Source organism: Sphingomonas sp. Leaf230, assembly GCF_001421745.1.
In the GTDB taxonomy this organism is placed as follows: Bacteria; Pseudomonadota; Alphaproteobacteria; order Sphingomonadales; family Sphingomonadaceae; genus Sphingomonas.
Map to the genome: position 1 here is coordinate 308,935 of NZ_LMKW01000008.1, position 20,617 is coordinate 329,551.

At 65.4% G+C, this 20,617-nt stretch carries 16 protein-coding genes and 1 tRNA gene; 5 read left to right on the forward strand and 12 right to left on the reverse strand.

The window, feature by feature from the left end; genetic code table 11:
* Window positions 1–4: 4 nt before the first annotated feature.
* Window positions 5–706, forward strand: coding sequence for an endonuclease III (gene nth / locus ASE82_RS07150; RefSeq protein WP_056060780.1), 702 nt, complete (start codon window positions 5–7; stop codon window positions 704–706).
* Between the two features lie 51 nt (window positions 707–757).
* Window positions 758–834, forward strand: a tRNA-Arg gene (locus tag ASE82_RS07155).
* A 182-nt stretch (window positions 835–1,016) separates the two neighbouring features.
* Here ASE82_RS07155 and ASE82_RS07160 read toward each other — a convergent pair.
* The 12 genes from ASE82_RS07160 to rpiA all read right to left on the reverse strand — a co-directional run bounded on the left by ASE82_RS07160 (window position 1,017) and on the right by rpiA (window position 13,959).
* Window positions 1,017–2,228 (reverse strand): acyltransferase family protein, encoded by a 1,212-nt coding sequence (locus tag ASE82_RS07160; RefSeq protein ID WP_082441361.1) that lies wholly within the window; start codon window positions 2,226–2,228, stop codon window positions 1,017–1,019.
* A 317-nt stretch (window positions 2,229–2,545) separates the two neighbouring features.
* A complete protein-coding gene (locus ASE82_RS07165; protein ID WP_056060785.1) occupies window positions 2,546–3,016 on the reverse strand; it encodes a YaiI/YqxD family protein in 471 nt (156 codons plus the stop codon).
* 164 nt (window positions 3,017–3,180) lie between these two features.
* Window positions 3,181–4,947 (reverse strand): DEAD/DEAH box helicase, encoded by a 1,767-nt coding sequence (locus ASE82_RS07170; RefSeq protein ID WP_056060790.1) that lies wholly within the window; start codon window positions 4,945–4,947, stop codon window positions 3,181–3,183.
* Window positions 4,948–5,003: 56 nt separating this feature from the next.
* The gene (locus ASE82_RS07175) at window positions 5,004–6,176 is read right to left on the reverse strand and encodes an NAD(P)/FAD-dependent oxidoreductase (protein ID WP_268795408.1); all 1,173 of its coding nucleotides are present in this window, start codon (window positions 6,174–6,176) and stop codon (window positions 5,004–5,006) included.
* 492 nt (window positions 6,177–6,668) lie between these two features.
* Complete coding sequence (locus ASE82_RS07180) at window positions 6,669–6,851, reverse strand: hypothetical protein (protein ID WP_055881387.1); 183 nt, start codon at window positions 6,849–6,851, stop codon at window positions 6,669–6,671.
* Window positions 6,851–7,318 carry a GreA/GreB family elongation factor gene (locus ASE82_RS07185; RefSeq protein WP_056060793.1) on the reverse strand — a complete coding sequence of 156 codons (468 nt, stop codon included), beginning with the start codon at window positions 7,316–7,318 and terminating at the stop codon, window positions 6,851–6,853. Before ASE82_RS07185 ends, ASE82_RS07180 begins: the two co-directional genes overlap by 1 nt.
* A 4-nt stretch (window positions 7,319–7,322) precedes the next feature.
* Window positions 7,323–8,066, reverse strand: a complete 744-nt coding sequence (locus tag ASE82_RS07190; RefSeq protein WP_056060796.1) for an HAD-IIB family hydrolase — start codon at window positions 8,064–8,066, stop codon at window positions 7,323–7,325.
* Window positions 8,063–8,875 carry a Cof-type HAD-IIB family hydrolase gene (locus tag ASE82_RS07195; protein ID WP_200910683.1) on the reverse strand — a complete coding sequence of 271 codons (813 nt, stop codon included), beginning with the start codon at window positions 8,873–8,875 and terminating at the stop codon, window positions 8,063–8,065. Before ASE82_RS07195 ends, ASE82_RS07190 begins: the two co-directional genes overlap by 4 nt.
* Before the next feature lie 8 nt (window positions 8,876–8,883).
* Entirely contained in the window at window positions 8,884–9,867 is a 984-nt protein-coding gene (gene gnd, locus ASE82_RS07200; RefSeq protein ID WP_056060803.1) for a phosphogluconate dehydrogenase (NAD(+)-dependent, decarboxylating), read from the reverse strand.
* A 127-nt stretch (window positions 9,868–9,994) separates the two neighbouring features.
* Window positions 9,995–11,119 carry a transaldolase gene (tal, locus tag ASE82_RS07205; RefSeq protein ID WP_056060805.1) on the reverse strand — a complete coding sequence of 375 codons (1,125 nt, stop codon included), beginning with the start codon at window positions 11,117–11,119 and terminating at the stop codon, window positions 9,995–9,997.
* On the reverse strand, window positions 11,119–13,209 hold the full coding sequence (gene tkt / locus ASE82_RS07210; RefSeq protein ID WP_056060808.1) for a transketolase: 2,091 nt from the start codon (window positions 13,207–13,209) through the stop codon (window positions 11,119–11,121). Before tkt ends, tal begins: the two co-directional genes overlap by 1 nt.
* A 69-nt stretch (window positions 13,210–13,278) precedes the next feature.
* Window positions 13,279–13,959, reverse strand: coding sequence for a ribose-5-phosphate isomerase RpiA (rpiA, locus tag ASE82_RS07215; RefSeq protein WP_056060811.1), 681 nt, complete (start codon window positions 13,957–13,959; stop codon window positions 13,279–13,281).
* Window positions 13,960–14,469: 510 nt separating this feature from the next.
* Here rpiA and ASE82_RS07220 point away from each other — a divergent pair.
* The 3 genes from ASE82_RS07220 to ASE82_RS07230 are packed head-to-tail and all read left to right on the forward strand — an operon-like array spanning window position 14,470 to window position 20,594.
* Window positions 14,470–15,693 (forward strand): efflux RND transporter periplasmic adaptor subunit, encoded by a 1,224-nt coding sequence (locus ASE82_RS07220; protein WP_056061752.1) that lies wholly within the window; start codon window positions 14,470–14,472, stop codon window positions 15,691–15,693.
* Window positions 15,694–15,699: 6 nt separating this feature from the next.
* The gene (locus ASE82_RS07225) at window positions 15,700–18,978 is read left to right on the forward strand and encodes a multidrug efflux RND transporter permease subunit (protein WP_056060814.1); all 3,279 of its coding nucleotides are present in this window, start codon (window positions 15,700–15,702) and stop codon (window positions 18,976–18,978) included.
* Complete coding sequence (locus ASE82_RS07230) at window positions 18,978–20,594, forward strand: efflux transporter outer membrane subunit (RefSeq protein WP_056060817.1); 1,617 nt, start codon at window positions 18,978–18,980, stop codon at window positions 20,592–20,594. The genes ASE82_RS07225 and ASE82_RS07230 overlap by 1 nt, the downstream gene beginning before the upstream one ends.
* The last annotated feature ends 23 nt before the right edge of the window (window positions 20,595–20,617 follow it).

Sequence of the window (20,617 nt, forward strand, 5' to 3'; positions counted from 1 at the left end):
GGGCGTGAAGAAGGCTGACGTCATCGAGTTCTACGCGCGTCTGGCGGAAGCCGATCCGCACCCCGAGACCGAGCTGGAATTCGTCAATCCGTACACGCTGGTCGTCGCGGTCGCGTTGTCGGCGCAGGCGACCGACGTCGGCGTAAACAAGGCGACGCGCGCGCTGTTCCGCGAGGTCGACACGCCCGAGAAGATGGTCGCGCTTGGGCTCGACGACCTGAAGCGCCACATCAAGACGATCGGGCTCTACAACACCAAGGCGAAGAACGTCATCGCGCTCTCGCAGATGCTGATCGACGATTACGGCGGCGAAGTCCCCAACGACCGCGCCGCACTCGAACGCCTCCCCGGCGTCGGTCGCAAGACCGCCAATGTGGTCCTCAACGTCGCGTTCGGTGCGGAGACGTTCGCGGTCGACACGCATATCTTCCGCGTCGGCAACCGCACCGGTCTGGCGCGCGGCAAGACCCCGCTCGCGGTCGAACTGAAGCTCGACAAGGCGACCCCGCAACCGTTTCGCCTCCACGCGCATCACTGGCTGATCCTGCACGGCCGCTACGTCTGCAAGGCGCGGACGCCCGAATGCTGGCGCTGCATCGTCAGCGATCTGTGCGCGTACAAACCCAAGACCCCGCCGCCTAAGAGCCGAGCGCTTGCAGGCTCGGCTCCCCAGGCGGCCCCCGATCCGGCAACCGGCGAGGCCTGATCGCGAAAACGTCTGGCGCACCCCGGTTTGCTTTGCTAGGCGGACCGTCCGGCACCCGTAGCTCAGCTGGATAGAGCGCTGCCCTCCGAAGGCAGAGGCCACTGGTTCGAATCCAGTCGGGTGCACCAAAATTCAATTCGAGGTTAGCTAAAAGCCTGGTTGCTGCGATGTCGGCGAGCGTGCGCTGGTCGACTGCCGCGCGCTGTACAGCGCAACCTCGCCTTAGGTCGTATGCGCTGTCCACGCGTTGATCTCTCGGTTCAAACAACTGGCTTCTATGGAACGTCGTGGAGCGGCTTTTCGAGACCTGCTAGCGGAACTCCGTCTCGACGAAGATCGGACCGACCGTGGGGGTCGCGAGGATCGGCTCTGCCAGACCCGGCGCTTGCGCTGGCACAGGTCGCCGGATCATGCGGTGGCCTAGGCGCGCCATCGGCTCTTCGACGGCATGATAGACGACTGCCGCAATGAGTATCGTCGCGCTCAGCACTACCGCGACGTAGCGTAATGCCGAACCCGGATCGCCCGCGATCAGGATCGTCCCGCACGCCAGGATCACCGGTCCGTGGAACAGGTAGACGGAATACGAGATGGTCCCGAACCACTTTGTTACACGCCGATATACCGAATGGCGGCCAACCGCGCGGGTGCCCTCCGAGCCAGCGCCGACGACTCCCACGAACAGCAGCAGCGCGCCAATATATCCTAAAGTCGGCGCGAGGTTGAAACCTGGGGCGCCGACCGGCGGGACCGTCATGAACTGGACGACCGGCACGATCGCCAGGAAAAGCCCGCAGAGAATCCCCGCCAGACGCACCGCGATCGCATTGCGCTCGAGCATCGCCAGTCGCAGCATCGTTCCCAGCAACATCAGTCCCAAGTTCAGCGGCAGGTCGGCGGGCAGCCGCTTGTCGACCAGATGAGACGCCAGTGCGAGCAACAGCGCTGCACCGAACAGCGCAACGATTCCTCCGGCCAAGACGAACGGCGCACGCAGCACCCCCCAGGCAACGAGGCAGGCGGCCAGCACGTAGAACGCCAGCTCCGTTGCCAGCGTCCAATAGGCGACGACGATATCGGGCTGGCCAACATAATGCTGGATCATGGCCACATTGGCCACGATCGTCACCGCAGCGGGAGCGCGCGCGCCTGTCATATGCAGGACCAGCAGCGCGACGCCCAGCGACAGCCAATAGGCGGGATACAGGCGGAATGCGCGGCTGATCGCGAATCCGCGGACCGGACGATCGGTGCGAAAACTGAACGGGATGACGAACCCGCTGATCAGAAAGAACAGCGCAACGCCGAACCGCCCGAAGTGGAAGATGCCGTCGAACAGCAGCACGCCGGCCTGTTCGATCGGAAGGGGAAGCGCGTGCGTCGCGATGATGGTCTCGGCGAGGTGCTGAAACAGAACGAGCAGCGCGGCGAACCCGCGCAGCATATCAAGCGTTTCGATCCGACCTGATCGGGGAAGACGCAAGCCGTCGACGGGGATTTGCCCCATGGCAAATACTGTCATTGACCCCCGCCTCCGAGACACTTGTACGCGACAAAGCTATTGTTGCGAACCTGATATTTTACAATGTCCACGCAACGGATTAATTAGTTAAGATTGCGCTACCATCTGTTTCATTTGGGGGTCTTTACGTACTTACAAGCCATCGCCGCTCGCGTAGTTCGCCTGAACCGACTTACGTGCCGCGTCGATATCGTCATATTTTGGGAAGACTTGGTCGATCGCTGCAACGTTGGCGAGTTGCACAACGAAGTCGCTGGCCTCGCGCTGGGAGCGCAGCGACGGGCCTGCCGCCCTGCGATGCCTTTGCGGCGCCTTGGTTAGTTGCGCTTCAGCCGGACCAGCGCTGCATCTAGCGCGGAGAGGAAGCTCGAGCGGTCGGTCTTAGAGAAGGGGGCTGGGCCGCCGATGATGTCGCCGCCCGCACGCAGGTCGGCCATGATCGCCCGCGTCGCGATGGCGCCACCGATCGAACTGGTGGTGAAGGGCTTGCCGGTATTGGCGAGCACGGTCGCGCCCGCCTTCACGCAGCGATCGGCGAGCAGGATGTCTGCGGTGATCACCACCGACTTCGCATCGGCCTGTTCGGCGATCCAGTCGTCGGCGGCGTCGAACCCGTCGCTGACCACGACGCGCGAGATCAGCGGGTGGACGGGGATGCGGAAATGGCTGTTGGCGACGATCGTCACGGGGACTTCGTGGCGCCATGCTACCTTGTAGATCTCGTCCTTTACCGGACACGCATCGGCGTCAACGAGAATTCGGATCGTGCTGGAAGATACGTTCGTCATCGTACACATCCCAAACCGCCCCACCCGCTCCGTCATCCTGACGAAAGTCAGGATCCAGGATCAAGCAGGGCGGCGTTCGTTACTCTGGGTCCTGACTTTCGTCAGGATGACGGAGTTCTTGCGGCCACGCGCCCTCCCCTATTGGGGAGGACGCGCCGAAGCCCTCAGCTCCGCTCGCGGTTGCCGCGGTACGGGGGCTTCCGCGCAGGAGCCGGACCGCCACGGGGGGCCGCACGGTGCAGCGTCGAGCGGGGACCGCTCGCATTGCTGCGACCACCACCGCCATCATGCCGCGCACCGCTCTCGGGCGCACCCTGCATCGCCTCGATCGCGACGCCGCTCTCTTCTTCACCAGCCTGCGCCGTACGCTGGATCGCCGCCGAGAACCGCGACGCTACGGCGCGTGGGATCTCGAACGCGGTCTCGTTCGGCCCGATGCGGATCGCGCCGATCTCCGACTTGGTGATGTGCCCGCGACGGCAGATCAACGGCAGGATCCAACGCGGATCGGCGTTCTGGCGACGACCGATGTCCATCCGGAACCAGACGGTATCCTCGAAGCCGGCGCGTGGGCCCTGCGAACGCTCGTCCTGCGTCGGCTGCTTGCTCTGGTCGATCAGATCCTCGGCCTGCGGCATCGTGGCGCGGTGCATGTGCACCAGCGCCGCGGCGATATCCTCCGGCGTCTTCTCGGCCATCAGGCGGACGGCGAGCGCGCGATCCTCCTCCTCGACCTCGACCGGCTGCAACAGCATACCGATCAGGCGCTCGTGATCGTTCTTGCGGATGTCCTCCGCGGTCGGGGCGTTGACCCACTCCGCGTTGATCTTCGCGCCACGGAGCATCATCTCGACGCGACGGCGACGCGGGAACGGCACGATCAGGACGGCGGTGCCCTTCTTGCCCGCACGACCGGTACGACCCGAGCGATGCTGGAGCGTCTCGGCATCGCGCGGCAGTTCGACGTGCACGACCAGCGACAGTGTTGGCAGATCGATACCGCGAGCCGCGACGTCGGTCGCGACGCAGACACGCGCACGACGGTCACGCAGAGCCTGAAGCGCGGCGTTACGCTCGTTCTGCGAATGCTCGCCCGACAGCGCCACGGCGGCAAAGCCACGCTCGACCAGGCTCGCGTGCAGATGACGCACGTTATCGCGAGTCGCGCAGAACAGCATCGCCGTCTCCGCCTCGTGGAAGCGCAGCAGGTTGATCACCGCATGCTCGATCTCGGACGGCGAGACCGTGACGGCCTGGTACGAGATATCGCCATGACCGCGATCCTCGCCGACGGTCGAAATCCGCAGCGCATCCTTCTGGTAGCGCTTGGCGAGCGCGACGATCGGCCGCGGCATCGTCGCCGAGAACAGCAACGTGCGACGTGCTTCAGGCGACGCGTCGAGGATCTGCTCGAGGTCCTCGCGGAAACCCATGTCGAGCATCTCGTCGGCTTCGTCGAGCACGGCGACCTTGAGGGCCGACAGGTCGAGCGCGCCACGCTCGAGGTGATCGCGCAGACGACCCGGCGTACCGACGACGATGTGCGCGCCGTGGGCGAGCGAACGACGCTCCTTCGAGGCGTCCATGCCGCCGACGCAGGTCGAGATGCGCGCACCGGCCTTGGCATAGAGCCACATCAGCTCGCGGCTGACCTGGAGCGCCAACTCGCGAGTCGGCGCGATGCAGAGCACGAGCGGCTTGTGCGGCGCGGGAAGGCGCTGAACGCCGTCCTCGCCGGCTTCACCGAGCAATTCGCCGGCCATCGCCAGGCCGAACGCGACGGTCTTGCCCGAGCCGGTCTGCGCCGACACGACGAGATCGCGACCGATCGCATTGTCCTCGATCACATGAGCCTGGACGGGGGTGAGCGCGGTATAGCCGCGCGCTTCGAGCGCCTCGGAGAGAAGCGACGGAATATTTGTAAAAGGCATGTACGTCCTAATTGGTGGCCGGCTTACGCAACGGCAAGGCACTGGCGTGGTGGTCCCTACAGGACTTGACCCGCGGCCCACCCGCTCGCCCATGCCCATTGGAAGTTGTAGCCGCCGAGCCACCCTGTGACATCGACCGCTTCGCCGACTGCATACAGCATTGGTACGCGTTTGGCTTGCATTGTTTGCGATGACAGTTCCGCGGTGCTGATTCCGCCCGCGGTGACCTCGGCCTTGGCATAGCCTTCGGACCCGTTTGGCGTGAATTGCCAATGGCTTAGCGCGCGTTCGGCGTCCTGCAGCTTGCGGTCGGTGAGCGTGGAAATCTCGCTCGTCATGCCCAATCGCTCGCTCAAAGTCTCCGCGAGTCGGTCCGGGAGCGTGCTGCCGAGCAGTTTCCGCAGAGTCGCGCGCGGCGTGGTACGCTTGGCGGCGGGGAGCCAGCCGGACTCGCGATCGGGGAGGAAATCGATGCCGACGGGCTGGCCGTTGCGCCAATAGGACGACACTTGCAGGATCGCCGGGCCGGACAGGCCGCGGTGCGTGAACAGCGCAGCTTCGCGAAACGCGGTCTTGCCGGCGGTGGCAACGACTTCGGCAGCGACGCCGGAGAGTTCGCGGAACAGCGTCTCGTCGCCGCCGAGCGTCAATGGGACGAGCGCGGGGCGGGGCTCGACGACCTTCAACCCGAACTGGCGCGCGAGATCATAGGCGAACCCGGTCGCGCCCATCTTGGGGATCGACGGGCCACCGGTTGCGATCACCAGCGCGGGGGCGGTGACGGTGCGGCCGTCGAGCGATACGCGATAGCGGCCGTCGGCGTGGTCGACTCCGGTGACCGCGCGGCCGAGCGACAGGTCGACGCGGCCCTTGTCGCATTCGTCGAGCAGCATCTCGACGATCTGGCGCGCGGAGCCGTCGCAGAACAGCTGGCCGAGCGTCTTCTCGTGCCAGGCGATGCCGTAGGATTCGACGAGCGCGAGGAAGTCCTGTGCGGTGTAGCGGCCGAGCGCGGACTTGGCGAAATGCGGGTTGGCGGAGATGTAGCGGTCGGCGGCGGTGTGGACGTTGGTGAAATTGCACCGCCCGCCGCCGGAGATCAGGATCTTCTTGCCGGCCTGGTCGGCGTGATCGACTAGGAGGATCTTCCGCCCGCGCTGGCCGGCGACCGCGGCGCACATGAGGCCGGCTGCGCCTGCGCCGAGGATTATCGCGTCGTAGTCAGCCAAGTATAGCTCCGTACGGCTTCGGTCAGCAGCCGCCAATTGAGAGTGTTTCCCCGCGAAGGCGGGGACCCAGACTGGGCTCCCGCCTTCGCGGGAGAACAAGGGGTGGCCGCTGTAGCGTGTTCGGGCGGGGCCACATAGGTGGTGCCCCGCATAACTGTGGGCCACCCCAGCACACCAATACCACCCCGGCGAAGGCCGGGGCCCAATTGGAAAGGTTGGGGTAACGGTGCGCAACCTGCGTAACTATTGTCCCCCAATTGGGCCCCGGCCTTCGCCGGGGTGGTGCCATATGGGCGGCAGGACTCTCCGAGAGCATGGCGAGGATTGCTGCAGCCCCTCACCCAACCCTCTCCCCGGGGGAGAGGGCTCTGCCACGCCTGAGCCGCACTCCGTCATCCTGACGAAAGTCAGGATCCAGAGCCAGATACCATGCCGTCCGTGGCTCTGGATCCTGGATCAAGTCCAGGATGACGACGGTTTGACGCGCCGTGACTACCGCAGCTTGGCGATATTCAGCGAGTCCTCCTTCGCCCGAACCTTCACCGACTCCTCGCTCCGAGTCAGCGCCTTGGCGATCGCCTTCAGCGCCATCCCCTTCTTCGCGAGCGTATGCAGCTTCTGGATCTCGTCCTGCGTCCACGCCTGACGGTGCCGTTCGAATTTCGCTTCAGCCATCAGCCGTCATCCTTGTCGATCGCCAGAACCTCGATAGCGTCCGCCTTGTCCGCAAACGCGACCGTCTCGCCAACCGCAGCCCCCATCAGCGCACGCGCCAGTGGTGCCGAGAACGCCAGCCGGTCCTCGCTAGGCTCAGCCTCGTCGCCACCGACGATCGCAATAACCCGCTCGCCCCCGTTCATCCGAACACGAACCCGCGAGCCGATCCCGACCTCGTCCTCTTCCGGCAAAGGCGCGAGTTCGGCGGTCGTCTGGCGCGTGTGCCAATAGCGCAGGTCGCGCAGCAGCAGCTTGCGCGCCTCCTCGTCCGTCTCCGCCGCAACCGCCGCCTCGATCTCGGTTACCCGCTCGCCGAGCAACCGCAGCCCTCGCGCCGTGACCAGATTGGGCCCCGGCGCGATCGGCTGTTCGAACTTGGGTTCGAGATGTTCCTCGTCACTCTCGCGACGGAAGGCGACGCTCATGCCCTTACTTCAGGCACGCGACGATCCCGGCGATCGCCGCCAGCGTGCCGTCGACGTTCTTCACCTTCACGACGTCGAGCCCAAGCTGCTCCGCCGGATAATCATTCCCGCCCGGGAAGATCGCGTCGCCGATGAACATCATCTTGTCGAGCGCGATGCCGCTCGCCTCGTTGAGCTTCTTCAACCCGTAAGCCTTATCGACACCCTCACGCGTGATGTCGATCGAGGTCGCGCCGCCCATGTTGATCGACAGTCCCGGCAGGCGCTTCTGCAGATCCGCCTGGATCACCTTGCGCTTGGCAAAATCCGGATCCCAGCTGTGCTTCGCGTCGATCGGTGCTTCCTGGCCGAGTGCCGAGAACGTGATCTGGCTGCCACGATCCTCGATCCGCTCACCCCAGGTCTTCTCGGGCACGAACCCGGTAGCTTCCAACGACTCGTCGAACGCTTGCAAGATCTTCTGCTTCTCGTCGTCCTCGAACAGCTCGGCATATACCGCGCGCCATTCGCCATCGAACCGGTACAGCTTGGTGCCGGTGGTCGGCATCAGCCACAGCTTGGTGCGATCGGCCCGCTCGGGCAGGCGCGAGGCGACCTGCTTTTCGAACTGCGGCCAGTCGCCGCCCGAGATCACCGCGACATGCGCGACGTCGAGCAGGTTCGCCAACGCCTCGCCCATCGGCTCCTGCAGGGGCTGCTTGCTCTCGGCCAGCGTTCCATCGAGGTCGAAGGCAACCAACTCTTTCATGCGGAAACTCCAGTAAGGATAAACGTGTCGATCGCGTGGGCGACGCCGTCGGCATCGTTCGCGCTGGTAATCTCGTGCGCGACGTCGCGGACAGTCTGCGGTGCGTTGCCCATCGCGATCGCCAGCTTGGCGCGCTTGAGCATCGCGATGTCGTTGGCCTGATCGCCGATCGCCGCGGTCTGCGTCAAGCTGATGCCGAACGCGTCCGCCAGTTCCTCGATCCCACTGCCCTTGTTGCCGGCGACGGGCGTGATGTCGAGATAATAGGTCTGAGACTGGACGATCGTCGCCTGCGTATCGAACTTGGCGGCGACCTTTGCGTGCAGGTCGCGCAACAGGTCTTCGTCATCGCTGACGAACGTGACCTTGTCGGCCTTGGCGAGCAGGTCGGTGAAGTCGGAGACGATCACCGGGTCCTGCGCGGAGGCCTTCTTCTCGCTGCCGACATGCCCGCCCTGATCGGTGCTGGCGTACCAGACATCGTCCGCGAAGAACCACGTATCGACCGGCGCGTCACCGATGATCTCCATCGCACCGCGAACGACATCGACGTCGATCATGTGGTGCTCGATCACGGTGCCGTCGCGCTTGAAGACGATCCCGCCGTTGAACGCGCCCATCGGCTCGTCGATGCCGAGCAATTCCGCGATCGGCATCATCCCCGACCGCGGCCGCGCGCTGATGATCGTGAAGCCGAGGCCAGCAGCCTTCAACCGCTTGACCGCATCGACGGTCGCGGGCGTGACCTTTTTCTCATTGTCGACGAGCGTGCCGTCGACATCGGAGACCAGCAGCTTGATATCGCTCATGCCACCGCTCACTGGGGCATCTCGACATGCCCGCCAAAGCCATAGCGCATCGCCGACAACAGCTTGTCGCCGAACGTATGGTCCACGCGGCTGCGATAGCGCGCATACAGCGCCGCGCTCAGCACGTTGGCGGGCACCTTCTCCTCCATCGCCGCGTCGATCGTCCACTGGCCCTCGCCCGAGTCCGCGACGCTGCCGCTGAAGCCTTCGAGCGTGCCGTCCTTCGCCAGCGCGATCGCCGACAGGTCGAGCAGCCACGACGAGATCACGCTGCCGCGACGCCAGACTTCGGCGACGTCGGTCAGGTTGATATCGAAGCGCTCCTCCTCGACGACATGTTCGCCCGACTTGCCCTTGAGGATGTCGAAGCCCTCGGCATAGGCCTGCATCAGGCCGTATTCGATGCCGTTATGGACCATCTTGACGAAGTGGCCGGCGCCCGAGGGGCCTGCGTGGATATAGCCCTTCTCGGCGCGCGGATCGGCCTGACCCTCGACGCGGCCCGGCGTGCGGACGATCGTCCCCATGCCAGGTGCGAGCGTCTCGAAGATCGGATCGAGCAGGTCGACGGTTTCCTTGTCGCCGCCGATCATCATGCAATAACCGCGCTCCAGGCCCCACACGCCGCCCGACGTGCCGACGTCGACATAGTGGATGCCCTTCTCGGCCAGTTCCTTCGCGCGGCGGACGTCGTCCTTGTAGAAGCTGTTGCCGCCGTCGATGATGATGTCGCCCGAATTCGACTTCGCGGCGATCGCCTGGACGGTGCTCTCGGTCGGCTCGCCGGCCGGGACCATTACCCACCAGATCGCCGGGGTGTCGAGCTTGGCGTGCATGTCGTCGAGCGAGTCCGCGCCGATCGCACCGTCGGCGGCGAGCTTCTTCACGGCTTCGGCATCGCGGTCGAACGCGACGACTTCGTGGCCGTTCTTCATCAACCGGCGCGCGATGTTGCCGCCCATCCGGCCGAGGCCGATCAGTCCGATCTTCATGGGGAATTCCTTGCTTACCCCCTCTCCCCGCCGGGGAGAGGGTTGGGGTGAGGGGCAGTTGGGGAGGGCAGCGCTCGCGGCGCCCCTCACCCCGACCCTCTCCCCAACGGGGAGAGGGAGCAGAAGTTTACGCCGTCGCGGGCTGCTTCTTGGCGATCGAGCCGAGCAGGTCGTCGAACGCCTTGACGAACGAGGCGACGCCCTCCTCGACCAGCTTGCCGGTCACGCCGTTCAGGTCGAGACCCAGCCGCTCGGCCTCCGCCAGCGTATGCTTGGCGCCCTCGACGTCCTGCGTGATCGTCTCCGCCGCGGTGCCGTGGTCGCGGAACGCATCCATCGTCTTCGGCGGCATCGTGTTGACGGTATCCTTGCCGATCAGCGTGTCGATGTAGAGCGTGTCGGGATAGCTCGGGTCCTTCACGCCGGTCGACGCCCACAGAAGGCGCTGCGGCTGCGCACCCTTGGCGGCGAGTGCCTGCCAACGATCCGACTTCAGGAAGTCGAGATACCATTGATATGCCATCTTCGCGTTGGCGATCGCGACCTTGCCGCGCACCGCCTTCAGCGCCTCGGCCTCGGCATCGCCCTTCTCGATACGCGCATCGATCTCCTTGTCGATCGACGAATCGATCCGGCTGACGAAGAAGCTCGCGACGCTGGCGATCTTGTCGATCGGCTGCCCCTGCTTGACGCGCTCCTCGAGCCCCGCCGCATACGCCTCGGCAACGCGAATGTACGCGTCCAGCGCAAACAGCAGCGTAACGTTGACGTTGATCCCGCTCGCGATCGTCGACGAGATCGCCGGCCCGCCCGCGAGCGTCCCCGGGATCTTGATCATCAGGTTCGGCCGGTCGACCATCCCCCACAGCTTCTTCGCCTCGGCGATCGTCGCATCGGTATCGTCCGAAATGTACGGCGACACTTCCAGGCTGACATAGCCGTCCTTCGCGTCGAGCTTGTCGTACACCGGCTTCAGCGTATCCGCCGCCGCCTTGATGTCCTGGATCGCCAGATGCTCGTAGCGGTCGATCGTCGCCGCGCCGGCATGCTGCTTGTCGTATTCGGCGAGCGTCGAGTCGTACGCATCGCCGTGCCCCATCGCCTTTTCGAAGATCGACGGGTTCGACGTGACGCCCGTCAGGCCATCCTCGTCGACCAGCTTCTGGAGACCACCGGCCTCCAGGAACTTCCGGTCGACGAAATCGAGCCATACCGCCTGGCCAAAGCCTTCGAGATCGTTGAGCGCACCCATCACTTGGTCTCCATCACTTGGCGGGCGACCTTGACGACATTGTCGACGGTGAACCCGAACTTGTCCTGCAGCTTGGCGAGCGGTGCCGAAGCCCCGAAGGTCGACATCGTCACGGTCGCGCCGTCGAGCCCGACATAGCGGTCCCAGCCGATCGACCCGGCCATCTCGACCGCAACGCGCGCCCGCACTTCGCGCGGCAGCACGCTTTCCTTGTACGCGGCGTCCTGCAGTTCGTAGCGATACCAGCTCGGCATCGACACGGCCCGGCTCTTCACGCCGTCCGCGGTCAGCTTCTCGTGCGCCTCGACGACCAGCGACACTTCGCTGCCGGTCGCGATCAGGATCACGTCAGGCGTGCCGTCGCTATCCGCGAGGACATAGCCGCCCTTTTCGAGCCCGTCTGCGCTCGCATACTTGGTCCGGTCGAGAGTCGGGAGAGCCTGGCGCGACATGATCAGCGCCGCTGGCGTGCTGGCGTCCTTGAGGACCGCCTTCCACGCCGCGACGACTTCGTTCGCGTCGCTCGGACGGATCGTGTCGAGACCGGGGATCGCGCGCAACGTGGCGAGATGCTCGATCGGCTGGTGCGTCGGGCCGTCCTCGCCGACACCGATCGAGTCGTGCGTGAACACCCAGATCGCGCCGACTTCCATGATCGCGGACAGGCGGACTGGCGCTCGCATGTAATCCGCGAACACCAGGAAGGTGGAGCCGTACGAACGCAGGTGCGACAGCGCCATACCGTTGACGATCGCGCCCATCCCGTGTTCGCGGATGCCGAAGTGGAAGTTCCGGCCGGCGTAATTTTCTGCCTCGAACGAGGGCTGACCCTTGATGTCGGTCTTGGTCGACGGCGCGAGATCGGCCGAACCACCGATCAGCCACGGCACCTTGGCCGCGATCGCGTTGAGCACCTTGCCACCGGAGTCACGGCTGGCGACGCCCTTGGCATCCGCCTCGAAGGTCGGGATATCGGCATCCCAGCCCTCGGGCAGTTCATCCTTGAGCAGCAGGTCGAGCTCGGCGGACAGCTCTGGATAGGCGCCGCGATACTTGTCGGTCAGCGCGACCCACTCGTCACGCAGCTTGGCGCCACGCTCGGCGATCGCACCGTTGAAATGCTCGATCACGCCGTCCGGCACGTAGAACGACTTGTCCTCGGGCCAGCCATAAGCCTTCTTCGTGATGCGGATATTCTCTTCGCCGAGCGGCTCGCCGTGGGCTTTCTCGCTGCCCGCCTTGGGGCTGCCGTAGCCGATCACCGAATGCACGACGATGAAGGTCGGCTTGTCGTTGGTCGCCTTGAACGTCTCGATCGCGCGGCTCAGCGCGGCGGTGTCGTTCGCGTCGTCGATGTGGATGACGTTCCAGCCATAGGCGTCGAAGCGCAGGCCGACGTCCTCGTCGAACGCGAGATCGGTCGCGCCCTCGATCGAGATGTGGTTGCTGTCGTAGATCCAGCACAGATTGCTGAGCTTGAGGTGGCCGGCAAGGCTCGCAGCTTCGGCCGAAACGCCCTCCATCATGTCGCCGTCGCCACAGATCGTGTAGACGTCATGGTCGAACAGCGTGAAGCCGTCCTTGTTGTAGCGCGCGGCCAGCCAACGCTCGGCGATCGCCATGCCGACCGAATTTCCGCAACCCTGGCCGAGCGGGCCCGTCGTGGTCTCGACGCCCGTCGTGTGGCGGTATTCCGGGTGACCCGGCGTCTTCGACGACAGCTGGCGGAACTGCTCGATATCCGCGAGGCTGACGGCCTCCTTGCCGGTCTTGTTACCCTCGGCGTCGATCTCTTCGATCTTGGCGAGGTGGATCAGCGAATAGAGCAGCATCGACGCATGGCCGACCGACAGCACGAAACGGTCGCGGTTAGGCCAGTCGGCGTGCTTGGGATCATAGCGCAGGAACTTCGACCAGAGCGTGTAGCCGACCGGCGCGAGCGCCATCGGGGTGCCGGGATGGCCCGAATTGGCCTTCTGCACGGCGTCCATCGACAGCGTGCGGATGGTATCGATCGCCAGACGCTCGGGGGAGCCGTCCTCGTGCAGCTTGGAGTCCGCCTTGGTGGGGGCGGTTGCGGTATCGGTCATGGAAGAAGCCTCGCTCTAGACGGTGACCGAACGCCGCGCATCCGATCTGGTTGCCAACATAGGATGCCTTTAGTCGGATGCACCCATCCGTTCCAGTCGCGTAACGACGCCGTCCGTTGCAATATATGCGGCGTCGACCTCGTCGAGGAACAGCCCGTGGCCGAGAATACCGGGGATCGCGGCAAGGGTGGCGGCGGTTGCACGGGGGTCGTCGAGGGTGGCGAAGTGGCAGTCGATGACGAGATTGCCTTGGTCCGTCCGGTAGTTGTCGCGGATCTTTGGGGCGGCGGCCATGTCCGTCAGCACATGCATCACATAGGCGATGGCGAACGGTAGCACCTCGACCGGCAGCTTGGCGGCGCCGATCCGGTCGACGCGCTTGGAGCTGTCGGCGATCACGACCATCCGTGCCGAGGCTGCGGCGACGATCTTTTCGCGCAGCATCGCCCCGCCTGCGCCCTTGATGGCGAAGCACCGCGAGTCGATCTCGTCCGCGCCGTCGATCGTGAGGTCGACATGGGCGATGGTGGCGAAGTCGAGAATCTCGATGCCGAGTTCGCGGGCGAGTTTGCCTGAGGCTTCCGAGGTCACGACGGCGCGGATCTGCAAGCCTTGGGCGACGCGATCGCCGAGCGCCTGGATTGCGAACGCCGCAGTGGATCCGGTGCCAAGCCCGACAAGCATCCCGTCCTGCACCTCGGCCACAGCCGCAATGGCAGCCGCCTTCTTGTCATCATCGATAGAAGCCATCGGCCCACACCTTTCGTCATGCCGGGCTAGTTCCGGCACCCACCGCTCAACGCCCTCGCGACAATTTGGTTTGGAGGACTCCCACACAAAGCACCACCCCGGCGAAGGCCGGGGCCCAATTGGAGAGGTCGTGGTAACGAGGGACTGCCCTTCGTTAGCAACGTTCCCCAATTGGGCCCCGGCCTTCGCCGGGGTGGTGCGGTGGCTCAGGGGCGGCGCGGCGGTTCTCTAGTGCGGTGGCTGCTTGGAGGTGCGTGTGGATAGGGGCGCCCGCCCGCCCCTTGTTCTCCCGCGAAGGCGGGAGCCCAGTCTGGGTCCCCGCCTTCGCGGGGAAACAATCTTCGGCATCGAAGCGCAACGAACGCGAAATCACCCGTAAACAATCAAACAGGTTACTCTTTCTTCCCTATTTCTCACCCGCGCTTTTCAACTGACATACTTCTGGTACATCCTCGTGGTTTAGGCCGACCAACAGCTGCCACCACCGATCGCGAGCGGATACCAAACTTGATAGCCACACGATTTTCTGCGCGGCAGTGCGCCATCCTGCTGGTGCCTGCACTGGCGCTCGCCGCCTGCTCCGGCGGTGGCGACAAGGCTCAAGGCAAGGCCGGCCGCGGTGGCCAACCGGGCCAAGGCACGCCAACCGTCGGCTATGTCGTCGTCCAGCCGACCAGCGTCGCGATGACCACCGAACTCAGCGGTCGCACCACCGCGTTCGAAAGCTCGGACGTCCGTCCCCAGGTCACCGGCATCATCCGCCGCCGCTTCTTTACCGAGGGTACGCTCGTCAAGAAGGGCCAGCCGCTCTACGAGATTGACCCGCGCCTCTATCGCGCCGCCGCCAACGAGGCGCAGGCCAACCTCCAGAGCGCGCGCGCCAACCAGCAGGCGCAGACCATCCTCGCACAGCGCTACAAGCCGCTCGCCGAGATGGAGGCGATCAGCAAGCAGGATTACACCAACGCGGTCGCCACCTCGCGCCAGGCCACCGCCTCGGTCGCGCAGACCCGCGCCGCGCTCGAGACCGCGCAGATCAACCTCAAGTTCACGACCGTCCCCGCGCCGATCACCGGGCGCATCGGCCGCTCGCTGTTCACCGTCGGCGCGCTCGTCTCGGCGACGCAGACCGATCCGCTGGCGCAGATCCAGCGGCTCGATCCGATGTTCGTCGACATCCAGCAATCGTCGGGCGACCTGCTCGCGCTGCGCCGTTCGCTCGGCCAGAACGGCATCGTCGCGACCCGCGCCGAAGTCCGCCTGACGCTCGAGGACGGCAGCGAATATGGCGCGACCGGCAGCGTCGAGTTCGCCGAAGCGCTGGTCAATACCGAGACCGGCACCGTGACGCTGCGCGCGCGCTTCCCCAATCCGCAGGGGCTGCTGCTCCCCGGCATGTTCGTCCAGGCCAAGTTCGCGCAGGCGATCAACCAGCGCGCGTTCCTCGTGCCGCAGGCGGGCGTGTCGCGCGACGCGAAGGGCAATGCGACGGTCTATGTCGTCGATGCGAACAACAAGGCGGTGCAGAAGAAGATCAAGGCCGACCGCACGCAGGGCGCGTTCTGGGTGGTCACCAGCGGGCTCAACCCCGGCGACAGGATCATCACGCAAGGCCTGTCGAAGATCGCACCGAACCAGGGCGTGAAGCCGGTGCCGGAAAACACCGCGCAGAAGATCGAAGCGCCCAAGGATGACTCCTCCGGTGGCGACTCCAGCCAGAAAAAGGCCGGCTAAGCCCTTATGTTATCCCGTGTCTTCATCGATCGCCCGATCTTCGCCTGGGTGCTCGCGATCATCGTGATGCTTGGCGGCATCGGCGCGATCATGAGCCTGCCGATCGCGCAGTACCCCGACGTCGCACCGCCGCAGGTGACCGTCCGCGCGTCCTTCCCGGGTGCCAACGCGCAGACGATCCAGAACAGCGTCACGCAGGTCGTCGAGCAGTCGCTGACCGGTATCGACGGGCTGATCTATTTCAGCTCGTCGTCGTCGTCGCGCGGCTCGGTGAACATCACGGTGACGTTCGAGAAGGGCACCGATCCCGATATCGCGCAGGTCCAGGTCCAGAACCAGGTCCAGCAGACGCTGTCCCGCCTGCCGCAACAGGTCCAGCAGCAGGGCCTCGTGGTGCGGAAATCGAACCCGGACAATTTGCTGATCGTCGGCGTCTATGACGAGACCGACAAGCTGACCAACCAGGACGTTTCGGACTATCTCGTCTCGAACCTGCAGGACCCGCTCGGCCGTATTCCGGGGATCGGCGACAGCAACGTGTTCGGCGCGCAATACGCGATGCGGATCTGGCTGAACCCGAACAAGCTCGCCAGCTACCAGTTGATCCCGAGCGACGTGACGACCGCGATCCAGGCGCAGAACACCGAAGTCGCCGCCGGCGAACTCGGCGGGCAACCCCAGCCCGACACGCAGATGCTGAACGCGACCGTCACCGCACAGTCGCGCCTCCAGACCCCCGAGCAGTTCGCCAACATCATCCTGAAGACGACCAACGACAGCGCCGTGGTCAAGCTGCGCGACGTCGCCCGAATCGAACTGGGCGCGGAGAACTACAACGCGCGCAGCCGCGTCAACGCGCATCCCGGCGCCGGTATCGCGGTGCTTCTCGCGCCGGGCGCCGACGCGCTCAAGACCGCCGAACTGGTCAAGGCGTTCGTCGCCAAGTCCGCCAAGAGCTTCCCGCCAGGCCTGAAATTCGCCTACGCCAACGACACCACGGACTTCATCAAGCTGTCGATCGACGAGGTCGTGAAGACGCTGATCGAGGCCGTCATTCTCGTCGTCATCGTCATGTTCGTGTTCCTGCAGAGCTGGCGCGCGACGCTGATCCCGACGATCGCGGTCCCGGTCGTGCTGCTCGGCACGTTCGGCGTGTTCTATCTCGCCGGCTTCTCGATCAACACGTTGACGCTGTTCGGGCTGGTGCTCGCGATCGGCCTGCTGGTCGACGACGCGATCGTCGTGGTCGAGAACGTCGAGCGACTGATGGAGGAAAATCCCGAAATGACGCCTCGGGAGGCTACGATCGAGTCGATGAACGAGATCACCGTCGCGCTGGTCGCGATCGCGCTGGTGCTGTCGGCGGTGTTCCTGCCAATGGCGTTCTTCGGCGGCTCCACCGGCGTGATCTACCGCCAGTTCTCGCTGACGATGGTGTCGGCGATGGTCCTGTCGGTGCTGGTCGCGCTGATCCTCTCGCCTGCCCTCACTGCGACACTGCTCAAGCAGAAGAAGAAGGACGCGGACGGCAACACCGAGAAGAGCTGGGGCGAACGTAAATTCCCGAAGGTCGCGCATTTCTTCACGCGCGCTGGCGACAAGTTCAACAGCGGGTTCGAGAAGGGCACGCAGAAATACACCAGTGCCGTGCAGTCGGTGATCGACCGCAAGTGGCTGTTCCTGCTGATCTACGCGGTGATCGTCGCGGTGCTCGCGGTGCTGTTCCTGCGGCTGCCGACGGGCTTCCTGCCGACCGAGGACCAAGGCTCGGGCATCGTCCAGTTCCAGCTCCCCGCGGGCGCCACGCAAGGCCGCACCTTCGCGCTGCAGAAGCAGATCGAGCAATATTACTACACCAACGAGAAGGCCAACGTCCGGACGATGTTCACCGTCAGCGGTGGCGGCGGTGGCGGCGCGAGCGGCCAGAATACGGGGCAAGGCTTCATCGCGTTCGCACCGTGGGACGATCGCAAGGGCAAGGAAAACACCGCGGAGGCGATCACCGGTCGCGCGTCGAAGGCGTTCGCCGGCTTCCGCGACGCGCAGGTCTATTCGCTGGTGCCACCGGCGGTCCGTGGTCTCGGCTCATCGAACGGCTTCACGATGGAGTTGCAGAACGCCGGCGGGCTCAGCCAGGTCGAGTTCAACGCCGCGCGCGACAAGCTGCTCGCGCTCGCCCGCGCCGACTCGTCGCTGACCGCGATTCGCCTGACCGAGCTGCCCGACGTCGCCACCTTGCGCGTCGATGCCGACCAGCAGAAACTGTCGACGCTCGGCCTCACGCAGGCCAACGTGAACTCGACGCTGTCGACCGCCTGGGGTGGTCAGTACGTCAACGACTTCATCGACCGCGGCCGCGTCAAGCGCGTCTATGTTCAAGGCGACGCGCAGTTCCGCGCGCAGCCGTCCGACCTGAGCCAGTGGTTCGTGCGCGGATCGAATGGCCAGATGGCGCCGTTCTCATCGTTCGCGAAGACCAGCTGGGGCCAGGCGCCGACTACGCTGTCGCGCTTCAACGGCATCGCCTCGTACGAGATCCAGGGTTCGGGCGCACCGGGCGTCAGCTCGGGTGATGCGATGAACCGGATCGCCGAGCTTGCTGGGCAGATCCCCGGCACGTCGGTCGCGTGGTCGGGCTTGTCGTATCAGGAGCGCCTGTCCTCGGGTCAGGCACCGATCCTGTACGGGCTGTCGCTACTGGTCGTGTTCCTGTGCCTCGCCGCGCTGTATGAGAGCTGGTCGATCCCGATCGCCGTGCTGCTGGTGATCCCGCTCGGCCTCGTCGGCGCGATCCTCGCGGTGACGCTGAGGGGCCTCATCAACGACGTCTATCTCCAGATCGGCCTGCTGACGACGATGGGTCTGGCCGCGAAGAACGCGATCCTGATGATCGAGTTCGCCGAGCAGGAAGAGAAGAAGGGCAAGCGCGTCATCGAGGCGGCACTGTCCGCGGCGAAGATCCGGTTGCGCCCTATCCTGATGACGTCGTTCGCGTTCATCCTCGGCGTGTTGCCGTTGGCACTGTCGACCGGTGCGGGCGCGAACAGCCGTATCGCGATCGGTACGGCGGTGGTTGGCGGCATGCTGACCGCAACGATCTTGGCGATCTTCTACATCCCGCTGTTCTTCGTCCTCGTCCGCCGCGGCGCGCGTGATGGCATCGCCAAGCTGCGGGGCAAGCCGACTGGTTTCCAGGGCCATGACGGCCACGGATCCGATGACGATCACAACGAACCGCTCGGACCACCTGAACCACAGGGCCCTCACCGGCCGGAGCCCGCATAATGCGCTCGCTAGTCCTGATCCTCGCTGCGTCGACCGCACTCGCCGGCTGCTCGCTCGCGCCCAAATATGCGCGGACCGAACTTCCCGTGCCGCCGTCGCTCCCGGTCGGCGACGCGTATCTGCGCCAGTCCGAGGCGACGCTGCCCGCGATCACCTACCGCGACGTTTTCAAGGACCCTCGGCTCCAGCAAATCATCGTGCAGGCGCTCGCCAGCAACCGCGATCTCCGCGTCGCCGCCGCCAACATCGCCTCGACCCGCGCGCAATACCGCATCCAGCGCGCCGACCTGTTGCCGCAGGTCGATGCCAGCGGCCGCTACAGTTATTCCGGCGGCGGCAACGGCACGCGCAACACCGTTACGAGCGGCGGATCGGGCGGTACGGGAACAGGAACGGGTAACACCGGAACTGGCACTGGGACCGGTACAGGGACTGGCGGCACCGGCACAGGCGGCACCGGCACAGGCGGCACCGGGACAGGCACCGGCACCGGCACCGGATCGGTCGTCAGTTCTTCCAGCTCGAACAGCGCCTTCTCGGTCGACCTCGGCACGACCGCTTTCGAGCTCGACCTGTTCGGTCGCATCCGCTCGCTCACCAGCGCCGCGCTCGATCGCTATTTCGCGACCGAAGCCGCCGCGCGCGCCACCCGCCTGACGCTCGTCGGCGACATCGCCGACGCATGGCTCACCTACGCTTCGGACCAGAGCCTGCTCAAGATCGCGCAGGACACGGTGACGAGTTCGCAGCGCAGCGTCACGCTGACCAACGCCCGACTGCGCGGCGGCGTCGCCCCGCGCACCGATCTCCGCCAGGCGCAGCAGATCCTGTTCACCGCGCAGTCCGACCTCGCGCAGCAACGCACCGCGCTCGCGCAAGACGTTAACGCGTTGCAACTGCTCGTCGGTGCCCCCGTCGACGCTAGCCTGTTGCCCACGTCGATCGAGCAGGCGCTGCCGACCGTCGCCGCGCTGCCGGCAGGGCTCGACAGCAGCATCCTCCTGCGCCGACCCGACGTCGTCGAATCCGAATACCAGCTCCGCGCCACCAACGCCGAGATCGGCGCAGCGCGCGCGGAACTGTTCCCCAAGATCTCGCTTACCGGCATCCTCGGGTTCGCCAGCACGTCGCTGACCTCGCTGTTCAGCGGCGGCGCGTTCAACTATTCGGTCGCGCCCTCGGTCAGCTATCCGATCTTCCGCGCAGGGGCTGGAATCGCCGGCGTCGCCTATTCGAAGGCGCAACGCGACGCCGCGCTCGCAACCTACGAGAAGACGATCCAGACCGCGTTCCAGGAGACCGCCGACGCGTTGGCCAGGCAGGGCACGATCGCCGACCAACTGAAGGCGAACCAGAACTTCTCCGAAGCGGCCCTCGACACGTACCGCCTATCGGACGCGCGCTATCGCGGCGGGATCGACACGTTCCTGAACTCGCTCGACGCGCAACGCTCGCTGTACACCGCACAGCGCAACCTCGTCGCGACGCAACTCGTCGGCGCGAGCAACCGCGTGACGCTGTACCGCGTGCTGGGGGGCGATTCGACGCTCGAAGCCACCGCAGGCGGGCCACAACCGGTGACGATGAGCGGCGCACCGCGGCCGGAAACGGACTGACGCGTTGAAGGGAACGGAGGCAT